The 13,209-nt window shown below is 27.6% G+C and carries 11 protein-coding genes, 1 tRNA gene and 1 pseudogene; 8 read left to right on the top strand and 5 right to left on the bottom strand.

The genetic code is table 11. The features are described from left to right. Positions 1–67 precede the first annotated feature (67 nt). The 6 genes from metK to mtaB all read left to right on the top strand — a co-directional run bounded on the left by metK (position 68) and on the right by mtaB (position 6,823). Positions 68–1,330, top strand: a complete 1,263-nt coding sequence (gene metK, locus H0H73_RS01475; protein ID WP_185852450.1) for a methionine adenosyltransferase — start codon at positions 68–70, stop codon at positions 1,328–1,330. 15 nt (positions 1,331–1,345) lie between these two features. Continuing rightward, on the top strand, positions 1,346–2,146 hold the full coding sequence (locus H0H73_RS01470; protein WP_185852449.1) for an enoyl-ACP reductase FabI: 801 nt from the start codon (positions 1,346–1,348) through the stop codon (positions 2,144–2,146). A gap of 43 nt (positions 2,147–2,189) precedes the next feature. Further along, positions 2,190–2,843: a ribulose-phosphate 3-epimerase gene (rpe, locus tag H0H73_RS01465; protein WP_185852447.1), complete on the top strand. Its 654-nt coding sequence runs from the start codon at positions 2,190–2,192 to the stop codon at positions 2,841–2,843. A gap of 8 nt (positions 2,844–2,851) precedes the next feature. Then, complete coding sequence (gene dnaG / locus H0H73_RS01460) at positions 2,852–4,687, top strand: DNA primase (RefSeq protein WP_185852446.1); 1,836 nt, start codon at positions 2,852–2,854, stop codon at positions 4,685–4,687. Between the two features lie 68 nt (positions 4,688–4,755). Next, a complete protein-coding gene (locus H0H73_RS01455) occupies positions 4,756–5,382 on the top strand; it encodes a peroxiredoxin (RefSeq protein ID WP_185852444.1) in 627 nt (208 codons plus the stop codon). A 109-nt stretch (positions 5,383–5,491) separates the two neighbouring features. After that, positions 5,492–6,823, top strand: coding sequence for a tRNA (N(6)-L-threonylcarbamoyladenosine(37)-C(2))-methylthiotransferase MtaB (gene mtaB / locus H0H73_RS01450; protein ID WP_185852442.1), 1,332 nt, complete (start codon positions 5,492–5,494; stop codon positions 6,821–6,823). Positions 6,824–6,826: 3 nt separating this feature from the next. On the opposite strand, the pseudogene lipB reads toward mtaB, so the two are convergent. Further along, positions 6,827–7,545 (bottom strand): annotated as a pseudogene (gene lipB, locus H0H73_RS01445) (lipoyl(octanoyl) transferase LipB). 69 nt (positions 7,546–7,614) lie between these two features. On the opposite strand from lipB, the gene lysS reads away from it, so the two are divergent. Next, positions 7,615–9,129: a lysine--tRNA ligase gene (gene lysS, locus H0H73_RS01440; protein ID WP_185852441.1), complete on the top strand. Its 1,515-nt coding sequence runs from the start codon at positions 7,615–7,617 to the stop codon at positions 9,127–9,129. Position 9,130: 1 nt separating this feature from the next. On the opposite strand, the gene H0H73_RS01435 is transcribed toward lysS, so the two are convergent. Together H0H73_RS01435 and rsmG are read right to left on the bottom strand one after the other, a co-directional pair. Continuing rightward, on the bottom strand, positions 9,131–10,096 hold the full coding sequence (locus tag H0H73_RS01435; RefSeq protein ID WP_185852439.1) for an amidohydrolase family protein: 966 nt from the start codon (positions 10,094–10,096) through the stop codon (positions 9,131–9,133). Positions 10,097–10,117: 21 nt separating this feature from the next. After that, positions 10,118–10,738 (bottom strand): 16S rRNA (guanine(527)-N(7))-methyltransferase RsmG, encoded by a 621-nt coding sequence (gene rsmG, locus H0H73_RS01430; protein WP_185852494.1) that lies wholly within the window; start codon positions 10,736–10,738, stop codon positions 10,118–10,120. Between the two features lie 95 nt (positions 10,739–10,833). Here rsmG and H0H73_RS01425 point away from each other — a divergent pair, with 95 nt between their 5' ends. Next, positions 10,834–12,021 (top strand): pyridoxal phosphate-dependent aminotransferase, encoded by a 1,188-nt coding sequence (locus H0H73_RS01425; RefSeq protein WP_185852437.1) that lies wholly within the window; start codon positions 10,834–10,836, stop codon positions 12,019–12,021. Positions 12,022–12,036: 15 nt separating this feature from the next. Here the strand turns inward: H0H73_RS01425 and H0H73_RS01420 are convergent. Together H0H73_RS01420 and H0H73_RS01415 are read right to left on the bottom strand one after the other, a co-directional pair. Next, positions 12,037–12,111: transfer RNA gene (locus H0H73_RS01420), tRNA-His, on the bottom strand. Then, positions 12,102–13,202, bottom strand: coding sequence for a diphosphomevalonate/mevalonate 3,5-bisphosphate decarboxylase family protein (locus tag H0H73_RS01415; RefSeq protein ID WP_185852436.1), 1,101 nt, complete (start codon positions 13,200–13,202; stop codon positions 12,102–12,104). The genes H0H73_RS01420 and H0H73_RS01415 overlap by 10 nt, the downstream gene beginning before the upstream one ends. Positions 13,203–13,209 lie beyond the last annotated feature (7 nt).

Genomic DNA, 13,209 nt, shown 5'->3' with positions numbered 1-13,209 from the left:
TGTTTTTATATTATTTATAATTTTTTAATAATTAATAAAATAAAAATACTTCTTAGTCCTCCTAAAAATGGCTTATTTATTTACCAGCGAATCTGTTTCAGAAGGTCATCCTGATAAGATTTCAGATCAAATATCTGACTCTATATTAGATCATTTTTTAGCGTATGATCCAAATGCAAAAGTAGCTATAGAAACTTTAGTCACCACGGGACAAATTATATTATCTGGAGAAGTCAATTCTAATACCTGGGTTAATGTTCAAAAAATAGCTCGTGATATTCTCAGAAAAATAGGATATACTAAAAATGAATACAGATTTAATGCAGATTCTTGTGGAGTTCTTTCTTCTATTCAAGAACAATCTTTGGATCTATTAGAGGCGATTCATAGATCAAAAAAAGAAGAACAAGGTTCTGGAGATCAAGGAATTATTTTCGGGTATGCGGTGAAAGAAACGGAAAATTATATGCCTTTATCATTAGAAATATCGCATCATATATTAAGAGAACTTTCATTTCTTAGAAATGAAGGGGAAAAAATGACTTATTTACGTCCAGATGCAAAATCTCAAGTAACTTTAGAATATTCTGATGACAATGTTCCGGTGCATATTCACGCTATTGTCATTTCTACTCAACATGATGAATTTGATACGAAAGAAAAAATGCATCAACGTATAGTTGATGATGTTAAGAATATTCTTATTCCAAGAGTTTGGAAAATGAATAATATAAAAAATGTAAAAAAATTATTTACGGATAAAACAAAATATTACATCAATACAACAGGAAAATTTGTCACGGGAGGACCTCATGGTGATACAGGTCTTACCGGAAGAAAGATTATAGTAGATACTTATGGAGGAAGAGGATCTCATGGTGGAGGAGCTTTTTCTGGAAAAGATCCATCTAAAATGGATAGATCTGGAGCTTATGCCGCTAGACATATAGCCAAAAATTTGGTAGCAGCAGGAATTTCAGATGAGATACTGATACAAATATCTTACGCTGCAGGTATTGCAGAACCCATAGGAATTTTTGTCAATACCTATGGTAAATCAAGAATAGATAATGAAAACATTGCGTCGAATATAAAGAAAATTTTTGACTTACGTCCTTATGCTATAGAAAAAAGATTAAAATTGCGTAAGCCAATATATGAGGAAACATCTGTGTATGGACATATGGGAAAAACTCCTAAAAAAGTGTATAAGTCTTTTTTCGATATAGAAGGGAATCAAAAAAAACAAGAAGTAGAACTTTTCACATGGGAAAAGTTGGATTATTTATCCGTTATAAAGGATATATTTTCAAAAAATAGGTATTTTTAGTTCAATATTTTAACTATGTCTTACAATTTATTGAAAGGAAAAAAAGGAATTATATTTGGAGCTTTTGATGAAAATTCTATTGCTTGGAAGGTAGCAGAACGCGCTTATGAAGAAAAAGCATCTTTTGTATTAACCAATACACCAGCTTCTTTAAGAATAGGTAAAATTTATGAATTATCTCATAAAACAAAATCTATGGTGATTCCAGCAGATGCCACTTCCATTCCAGATCTTAATATTTTATTTGAAAAAACATTAGATCATTTTGAAGGAAAAATAGATTTTTTATTGCATTCCATAGCTATGTCTATGAATATCCGAAAGGGTTTAACTTATCCTTCTTTAAATTATGAATTTTTAAGAAAAGGATGGGAAATATCTGCTGTATCTTATCATAAAATTATGCAAACAGCTTGGAATAAAAAAGCGATGAATAAATGGGGTTCTATTGTGGCTATAACATATATTGCTTCTCAACGAAGTTTTCCACATTATGGAGATATGTCCGATTATAAATCCTATTTAGAAAGTATTACACGTAATTTTGGATATCATTGGGGAATCAAAGAAAAAGTAAGGGTGAATACTGTATCACAATCTCCTAGTATAACACGATCAGCAAAAGCTATTAAAGGTTTTAATCAACTTTTCATATTATCTGAAAAAATATCCCCGTTAGGAAACGCTTCTGCACAAGATTGCGCAAACTATATAATTACACTTTTTTCAGATTTAACAAGAAAAGTAACTATGCAAAATTTATATCATGATGGAGGTTTTTCTCATACTGGAATTAGTGAAGCTATGATTTCATAAAAATATACTATAAATTTTAACTAATTCTTAATTATTAAAAAATATGAAAAAAATTATAGCTCCATCCTTACTTTCAGCAAATTTAGCTTTTTTGTATCGTGATATAGAAATGCTGAATCAAAGTGAGGCAGATTGGTTTCATATTGACATAATGGATTCTTCCTTTGTTTCTAATATTTCTTTTGGATTCTTGTTTACTAAATATGTAAAAAAATATGCACATAAACCGATGGATGTTCATTTAATGATATTACAGCCAGAACGTTATGTTGAACAGTTAAAAGCTTGCGGAGCTGATCATTTACATATTCATTATGAAGCTTGTATTCATTTAAACCGAACAATTAATGATATTAAAGAAAATGGGATGAAGGTAGGCGTCGCTGTGAATCCACATACTCCAGTTTTTCTTTTACAAGACATTATTAATGATATAGATTTTGTTTTATTGATGAGTGTTAATCCTGGTTATAGTGGTCAAAAATTTATTCATAAAACATATCAAAAATTAGAAGATATTAAAGATTTAATATTAAGAAAAGATTCTTCTGCTCTTATAGAAGTAGATGGAGGAGTTAATTTAGAAAATTCTTCATTATTATTCAAAAATGGAGCAGATATATTAGTGGCAGGGACTACTATTTTTTCTGATTCTAATCCAAAAAAAATTATTCATAGAATGAAATTAGGAAATTAAATATTATTATGATTTCTAAAGAAACTATAAAAAAAATACTTTCTGTTTCTTGTATAGAAGATGTTATTGGAGATTTTATCGAATTAAAAAAAAGTGGTTTGAATTATAGAGGATTAAGTCCTTTTTCTAATGAAAAAACACCTTCTCTTATAGTTTCTCCTATAAAAAAAATATGGAAAGATTTTAGTTCTGGAAAAGGAGGGAATATTATCACTTTTCTTATAGAACATGAACATTTTACTTATGAGGAATCATTACGTTTTCTTGCTAAAAAATATGATATAAAGATTGATCATATAGATAAAAAACATAAAAAAGAGGAAGAAGAATACGAAAAATTATACTTGATACAAGATTATGCAAAACGTTTTTTTATTTATCAATTACATTCTACCAAAGAAGGAAATAAAAATGGATTGAATTATTTAATTCAAAAAAGAGGTTTTGACATAAGAATAATTCAAAAATTCGAATTAGGTTATGCCCCTATTTCTTGGAATAGACTTACGAAAACTGCATTAAAAGAAGGATTTAAAATACAAGATATAAAAAAATCTGGGGTTACTATTTTGAAGAAATACAATCATTTTTTTGATTGTTTCCGTCAACGTGTGATGTTTCCAATACATAATTTATCAGGAAGGGTTATAGGTTTTGGAGGTAGGAATATTGATTCTAGACATTCCATTAAATACATTAATTCATCAGAGAGCAATATTTTTCAAAAAAGTAAAATTTTATATGGCTTATTTCAAGCTAAAATCAACATTCTAAAAGAAAATTTTTGTTATTTAGTGGAAGGATATACAGATGTTATTTCTTTACATCAATCTGGTATAAAAAATGTAGTTTCTTCTTCGGGCATTTCACTCACCGTGGATCAAGTCCTATTGATCAAAAAATTTACAAAAAATATTGTTCTTTTTTATGATGGAGATCGTTCTGGAATTAAAGCCTCTTTGAGAGGAATTAATATGATGCTAGAACAAGAAATGAATTTACGTATATTATTTATTTCTAATGGTGAAGATCCAGATTTGATATCCAAAAAATATTCTTTTTCTCAACTCAAAGATTTTGTAGCAAAAAATAGTTACAATTTTGTTTCCTTTAAACAAAAAATATATGAAAGATTCCATAAAGATGATCCCATTAAAAAATCATTCTTAGTTAAAAATATTTTGAATAGTATTTCAAAAATATCCAATGTTATTCAAAAGGAATTATACCTGCAAGAAGCTTCCAAAGTACTCAACATTCGTCAAGAAGTTCTGATTTCTGAATTGAAAAGAATAAACGAAAATAAAGCACAAAAATTTAGTACAGTTAAGGTCTCCCCCACGTTTTTTTCAAAAAAAAGAAACACTATTCTTATTATTGAAAATAAATTGATTCAATTAATTTTAAATCATGGAAATAAAATTATAAAAAAAAAAGAATATAACACAACGGTTTTAGAAGAAATATTGCGTATTTTTAAATGCAGGAACTTACGTTTTTCTTTAAAAAAAAACCAAGAAATATTTGATAAAATTTGCTTACTAAGGAAAAAAAAAGATTCATCAAATTTTTTTTATAAAGAAAATACAAAATTTTATTTTTTATCCAAATGGGATAGAAAAGGAATACAAGTTTCATCTCAAGAAGATCACATGAATCAATATATTAGTGATATTTTATTGAGATATCAATCTTTATATATTTCTAAATTGATTCAAAAAGAGATCATACATTATCAGAATTATCTTTCAAAAGATAAGAATAGAGAAGTTTTTATAAAAAAAATTATACATTTAACAAATATAAAAAATGAACTTCATAAAAAGTTACATAGATATGTCTGATTTTTTATAATAATTATTTTTTTCTTTTTTTAAGTTTTGGTAAATTCGTGCATATAAACACGAAAAAAATGAATACATTAATTTCAAAAAAAGCGCCTAATTTTACGGCTAGTGCGGTATTAAATGGTAAAGAAATTGTACAATATTTTACTTTGGAACAATTTAAAGGAAGTAAATATGTTTTACTTTTTTTTTATCCTAAAGATTTTACTTTTGTATGTCCTACAGAAATATATGCATTTCAAGAAAAAATTTATGATTTTGAAATGAGAAATGTACAAATCATTGCGGTTTCTACGGATACAGAACAATCTCATTGGGCTTGGTTGCAGATGCCAAAAAAAAAAGGGGGAATACATGGGGTAACTTTTCCTATTGTTTCTGATATCAATAAGACTATATCTCATAACTATGGAGTGTTATCTGGAGATTGGATTTGCAATAATGAAGGATTGAAAGCAACGGGAGAACTTATTGCTTATAGAGGATTATTTTTAATAGATAAAGAAGGGGTCATAAGACATATTTTAATTAATGATTTTCCTTTAGGTAGAAATGTTAATGAAGCTATTCGTATGATAGATGCACTTCAATATTATGAAAACAGTGGAGAAGTCTGTCCCGCAAATTGGACAAAAGGAAAAAAAGCGATAAAAGCTAGCCATAGTGGAATTGAAGATTATTTTTCATCTTAGTTAGTTTGTTTAGAAAAGATAGATATAATACAGATTCACGACTTTACGACTGCAGATAACAGATAATAAGATAGCATATGATCAGATCATATAGACTAAAATCAAAGAAATGTTGAAAAAAAAAGTAGCATTTTATACCATGGGATGTAAACTAAATTACGCAGAGACCTCAACCATAGCAAGAAAGTTTTCTAACTTATATTATAAACATGTTACTTTCAAGAGTTATGCAGATATTTATGTGATCAATAGTTGTTCTGTCACAAAAAATGCAGAAATTGAATTTAAGCATATTGTCCGTTCTGCTAGAAATATCAATTTGAAAGCTTTCATTATAGTAATAGGATGTTATGCTCAATTAAATCCTGAAGCCGTATCTTCTATTATTGGAGTCGATCTCGTTTTAGGCTATGAAGAAAAATCTAAAATCATAGATTATGTTAATAGAAAATGGTTTTTGAAAAAAAAATATTATGCAAAAATTATTTCAAAAAAAACTTATTTTCCATCGTTTTCCATTGGAGATAGAACTCGTTCTTTTTTAAAAATACAGGATGGATGTGATTATAAGTGCAGTTATTGCATCATTCCTATATCAAGAGGCCCCTCTCGTTCTGAGAGTATAGAAAATATATTGAAAAATATTAGATTTCTTTTTAATAAAGGAGTTAAAGAAATCGTGTTAACAGGTGTCAATATCGGAGACTATGGAAAAAATATATACGGAGAAAATCGACGGTTATATACATTTTTTGATTTAATACAAGCTATAGATCAAATACAAGAAAAAGAAAAAGGAAGAATACGTTTATCCTCTATAGAGCCTAATTTGTTAAAAAATGAATGTATTGAATTTTTATCTAAAAGTAAACATTTTGTTCCTCATTTTCATATCCCTTTCCAGTCTGGAAGCAATGATATTTTGGGAAAAATGCATAGACGTTATAGACGAGAACTTTATCAAGAAAAAGTAAAAAAAATTCGATATTTAATGCCAGATGCTTATATAGGTTCAGATCTTATTGTTGGTTTTCCTGGAGAAACACATAAACATTTTTTGGATACTTATCATTTTTTGAAAAAATTAGAAATTTCATCTTTACACATATTTACCTATTCTACTAGACCAAATACGAAATCCAGTACGATACAGGATAATGTATCTAAAAAAATACAATGGAAACGGAATCAGGTTTTGAGAGTTCTTTCAAAAAAGAAATATCGATTTTTTTGTAAAAAACAAATTCACACTAAAAAAACTGTTTTATTCGAAAAAAATTATCACAATAAAGAATATTTGTATGGATATACCGAAAATTATATTCGGACTAAGATAGCATTAAACTCATACAATTCTTCTATATATGAAAATACATTACAAGATGTATTAATGAAAAAAGTAGATAAGGATGGAATTATGATAGCCGAACCAATAAATTAAAATCTAAAAATCCAATTTTTTTGGCATGTTTATGAATTCTACATCAAAAATTTCTTGAAAAGATTTTTTTACCATCCGTTTCACCTCTTGAAAAGAGATATCATTCTTTTTCAATTCTTTTTTTAAAGAAGTCACTTCTTGATTATAAATTCCACAAGGAATAATATGATTGAAATACTGTAAATCTGTATTTACATTTAAAGCAAATCCATGCATGGTTACCCAACGACTCATTCTAATTCCTATTGCACATATTTTTCTTGATTTTCCATTTTTTACATTAAACCAAACCCCTGTTTTTCCTTTTTTTCTTTCTCCCTTTATTTTAAAATTTTTCCACATAAAATGGATAATCACTTCTTCTAAAAGACGAAGATATTTATGAATATCCGTAAAAAAATAATCCATATTTAAAATAGGATATCCTATCAATTGTCCAGGACCATGGTAAGTGATATCCCCTCCTCTATCCGTTTGAGAAAACGAAACATTTTTTTTTTTAAAAAATCTGACGAAACCAACAAATGTTTATCTTTTTTTCCATTTTTACCTATAGTATATACATGAGGATGCTCTACAAAAAGCAAATATCCCGCTTTATTAGCTGGTATATTATTGATTTTTTTTTGTATAATATCATCAAATAATTTTTTCTGATATTTCCAAGTCTCTTGATATTCTTTTTTTCCTAAATCTTCGAAAAAAAGTATTTTTTTTTTCATAGTTTTTGAAAAATTTATATAATAAAAAAAACAAATGTACCTTAGTTTTATTCAATTCGTTCGTTTCGTATGGAGGACATACACACAAATTTATCAGAACAACAAATTATACGAAGAAAAAAACTATATCAACTGAAACTATTGGGTATCAATCCTTATCCTTCAGAAGAATATGTAGTAACTACGACCATTTGTAATATACGAAAAAATTTTACGGAAAAAGAAACTATAAGCATAGCTGGACGGTTAATGCGTTTGCGTATTTTAGGAAAAGCTTCTTTTGGAGAAATAAAAGATCATACGGGTTGTATGCAAATATACTTTACACAGGATCATTTATTTTTATCTCCGGATCAAATAAAAAAAGAGGATGCTTACAATGTTTTTTTAAAAAAACTTATAGATATAGGAGATATTATTGGAGTAAAAGGGATTTTATTTAAAACAAAAATGGATGAAATCACCATACATGTTCACCAATTCACTTTATTATCCAAATCTATACGACCTTTACCACAAGTCAAAATGGATAAAAACAAAAAAATATATGATGCTTTTTCTAATACAGAACAACGTTATCGTATGCGTTATGTTGATCTTATAGTCAATGATCATGTAAAAGAAATTTTTTTAAAACGGACTCGGATCATTAAAAAAATAAGGAATTTTTTTGATAAAAAGGGGTATCTAGAAGTAGATACACCTATTTTACAATCCATTCCTGGAGGAGCCATAGCTCGTCCTTTTGAAACGTATCATAATACACTGGGGATTCCATTGTATTTACGGATAGCTAATGAACTTTATTTGAAAAGATTGATTATTGGTGGATTTCACGGGGTATATGAATTCTCTAGAAATTTCAGAAATGAGGGAATGGATCGTCTTCATAATCCAGAATTTACTGTATTAGAACTTTATGTTGCTTATAAAGATTATTATTGGATGATGAATTTTACAGAAAAATTGATGAAATGTATCTGTAATAAATTTCAAAAAAAAGAAAATAATCATTTTAATTTTCAAACTCCTTTTCCTCGGATCCCCATATTGGATTCTATTAAAAAATATACAGGATTTGATATAAAAGAAATGGGAAAGGAAGAATTAAGAAAAGTTTGTCAAAAATTGCATATAGAAGAAAATATAAAAATGAGTAAAGCTAAATTAATTGAAAATATTTTTGAAGAAAAATGCGAAAAAAATTACATTAATCCTACTTTTATTATTGATTACCCCGTTGAAATGAGTCCTTTAACCAAGAGACATCGTTATAACGAAAATTTATCAGAACGTTTTGAACTTATCATAAATGGGCAAGAAATTGCTAATGCTTATTCAGAACTTAATGATCCTATTGATCAACTGGATCGTTTACGAGAACAAATGAAGTTAAGAAACACAAAAAACGAATCTATATCTATTGATCAAGATTTTATACGTGCTTTAGAATTCGGAATGCCTCCTACTGCAGGTATTGGAATTGGAATAGATCGCTTAGTAATGTTACTGACTCAAGAAAAATCAATTCAAGAAGTTTTATTTTTTCCACAAATGCGTCCAGAAAAAATAGGAAAAAAATAAATCACTTATTTTCCAATCCTAATACTCTTAATCCATTTATTGTAGCAATTTTTACCAAATGATCTATATCATAATAATGACAAGCTTCCAACATAACTCGTAGTTCTATCCATAGATTTCCGTCAGAAAAAGGTTTATAGATGTCACAAATGTTATCTGTTCCAAATGCCACTATAATTCCTTCAGGAATCATTTCATCCACCGGAGTAATAGAATTATGGCTAGGAGTTAAACGTTCACTTCTTGTATGATCAATCCAAGCAATAGGACAAGATATTACCATCAAATTCGCTTTTTTCATTAATTGATATATTTTATAACGATAATCTCTAGCATGTGCCGCTAAAGAAATACTATGTATAGCTACTACCTTTCCTTGCATTCCATGTTCAATCGTTTTTTTTACTAATTTTTCAGTTTCTTTTTCTTGGCTAGTATTAAATTGATCTACATGTACATGTACAATTTTTTCTTTTTTTTTAGCTGTTTGTAATAAAATATCTAGATGCTCATCTTCTTTCCCATAATCTGTAGCAGGTAATCCACCAATAATATCCACAAATTCTATTGATTGATCGAACCAATATTTTGATTTTTTATCCAATACGCCTTTAAGAACTTGATTAGCAAAACAAATATGAATAGAATTTCCATAATTATTTTTCAATTTTTTAGCGGCTTTCAAGGCACGATCTTCAATAATTTCATCTACATCAATAAAAGAACATAAAGCTTGTGTTCCTTGCATTAAAAAATATTCTAAGGCTTTTTCCATACGGATATAAATATCCTCTTCTGTAGCTAAACGTTTCATTTCATCAACCAAATACCACTTTTTTTGAAGGGGAAAATAAGAATATTTGAAATTTTTTTTTGTGAGAGTATAAGCTCTATCTAAATGAGCATGAGCATTTACCCATCCACCTTTTTCTTTCACTTTTTCTATAAAAATTTTTTTAGGATTCATTTTATCTTTCTATTATATTAATTAAATATTGGAAATCCAAATGACTTTTTTAGTTATAAAAAACGGTTCATCAAAATAATGATTTAAAGGATATTCTATGGCATGAGGAAATTCTTTTAATTCATTATAAAGATTTCCTCCTTTTAGATATAAAGCTCCATTTTTGATTATAGAATTGGATTTGTATTTAAATTTATCTTTTATCCAATTATGGATGATATTTATTTTTTTTACACCTCTAGTAACCACAAAATCAAATTTATTTTCTAATTTTTCTGCACGTATCCAAATAGGAAATACATTTTTTAAATGAAGATTATATATAATTTTTTCTATAATTTTAATTTTTTTTCTAATAGAATCTACTAATACAAATTTTGTATTAGGAAAAACTATGGATAAAGGAATTCCAGGGAATCCACCTCCTGTACCTAAATCCATAACACATGATCCAGGATAAAAAGAAAATACTTTAGCGATTCCTAAACAAAAAAGGACATGTTGTTGATAAAAATCGTGAAATGTTTTTCTAGAAACTAAATTCACATGTGCATTCCAATACGCATATAAATTTTTTAAAGAAGACAATCTATAAATTTGTTGATCCAATAGATTTGGAAAATATTTTTTAATTAATTCCATATTAATTAATGGAAAAATAAACTTGTAACCAAATTTATTTAGATTTGTAATCATTTCAATAAAATAATTCAAAGAAAATAATAAATATTTATGATATGAAAAATAGATTATCTCATCGTTTACAGAATATATCTTATTCACAAACTATAGCTATGTCAGCTAAGGCCAGAGCATTAAAAAATAAAGGTTATGATGTTATAAACTTGAGTTTGGGAGAACCTGATTTTCTTCCCCCTAATTTTGTTTTATCCGCTGCAAAAAAAGCTATAGATAAAGGATATCATTATTATACACCCGTATCCGGATATTTTGAACTTAAAAAAGCAATATGCGAAAAATTCTATCGTGATAATCGTTTAAAATACACTCCTTCTCAAATTGTAGTTTCTACCGGAGCAAAACAAGCGATCATAAATGTTCTTTTATCTTTATTAAATAAAGATGATGAAGTTATTATTCCCGCTCCTTATTGGGTTAGTTATTTACAAATGGTAAAACTTTGTGAATCTTCTCCTGTTATAATCCCAACAATGATGGAAAATAATTTTAAGATTTATCCAGAACAATTAGAAAAAGCCATTACATCTAAAACAAAATTATTTCTTTTTAGTACTCCTTGTAATCCTACTGGAAGTGTTTATTCTTATGAAGAACTGAAAGATTTAGCTAAAATTTTTAAAAAATATCCAGAAGTCATGATTCTGACTGATGAAATTTATGAACATATTTGTTACTCAGAAAAACATACTAGCATTGCTATATTTCCTGATATTTATCATCAAGTTATCACTGTTAATGGATTATCTAAGGCTTTTTCAATGACAGGTTGGAGAATTGGATATATTGGAGCTCCAGAATGGATTGCTCAATCTTGTGATAAAATACAGGGACAAATGACATCTTGTCCTAATTCTATTGCACAAATAGCTGCTGTTACGGCATTGGAAGCCCATCCCAATAAAATAGAATATATGATCAAGGAATTTGAAAAAAGAAGAAATTTAGTTTTAGAGATGATAAAAGAAATTGATAGATTTCAATTTAATAAACCAAATGGAGCTTTTTATATTTTCCCAAAAGTTTCAGGTTTTTTTGGACAAAAATTACATGGAAAAATGATTCAAAATTCAGATGAATTTTCTGAATTTTTACTTGAAAAAACTAAAGTAGCTACTGTTAGTGGAAGTGCTTTTGGCGATAATGAATGTTTACGGATTTCTTACGCTTCATCAGAAGATAAAATCATAGAAGCTTTTACAAGAATCAAAAAGGTATTAAATTAAATTATATAAAATTTGGGTGGACGACCGGATTCGAACCGGCGACCCTCAGAACCACAATCTGATGCTCTAAACCAACTGAGCTACGTCCACCAAAACAAAAGACAAAGATAATTATATAAACAAAAACTTTCTATAATTTTTTTACAATAAGAAAATAAATCACTATATATCCATTTTAGGATGGATGTTTTTTCTTGAATAGGATATAAAAGATGAATATTAGCACCTGCATCTAGAGTAAAATAAATATTTTTATTGCTCTGTTTTCTAAAATCCCATACCGTATGAATCACGTTCAGAGTATTGGGTTTCATCCATAAAAAATAGGGACGAGAGGTCATGATCATGGCATGAAGAGTCAAAGCTTCATGTTCTATTAATTCTCCAAATTCTTGAAAATCTCCTATTTTCAATATAGATATAAGTCTATTCATATTCTGATTCGCACATTTAAATCTATCCTTAGCATAAGGATGATTATTCATTAATTTATGACCTTTTGAACTCAATATTTTTTTAGGTTCATCATCTACGATTAAAATCGTATCTTCTATTTTTGTAAAAATGGAATGGACTTCATATGGATATGGAATCGCATAAAGATTGTTACTTCCTTTTATGGCTTTATGACATCCCCAAACAACAAGTCCAGGATAAATAGACCTGCAAGCACTTCCAGAACCTAATCTGGCTAAAAAAGAAGCTTTTTTTAAAAAAAAATCTTCTTTTAAAGAGTATACTAATTTTTTTTCTATTTTCATGATACACAATGCTAAAGCGCTCATGGAAGAAGCGGAAGAAGCAATTCCACTACTATGTGGAAAAGTATTATAGGTTTCTATAATAAAATTAAAATCTCGTATATAAGAACAATAAAATGAAATCCGATGAAAAAATTCTAAAATTTTTGGAATAAAACTAGTTTTTTCTTTTCCTGAAAAAAAAACTCTTATAGATAAATTACTTTTTTTTTTCTCTTGATAAATTAATCGCGTAACCGTGTATACTTTTCCTAAAGAATAACTAATAGAAGAATTCAACGGTATTTGAATCTTATTATTATGTTTTCCCCAGTATTTAATTAAAGCGATATTAGAATGACTTTTGCTTGTGATTACTCCATTTGGGGTTATAGAATATTTTTTATTCTTGTAATTATAAAAAAAACAATTTTTTTTCAAAATTCAA

Origin of the sequence: Blattabacterium cuenoti, from assembly GCF_014251335.1 — a bacterium.
GTDB lineage: Bacteria > Bacteroidota > Bacteroidia > Flavobacteriales > Blattabacteriaceae > Blattabacterium > Blattabacterium cuenoti_G.
Note: the sequence above shows the minus strand (reverse complement) of the source record. Positions and strands in the feature narration are given on the sequence as shown.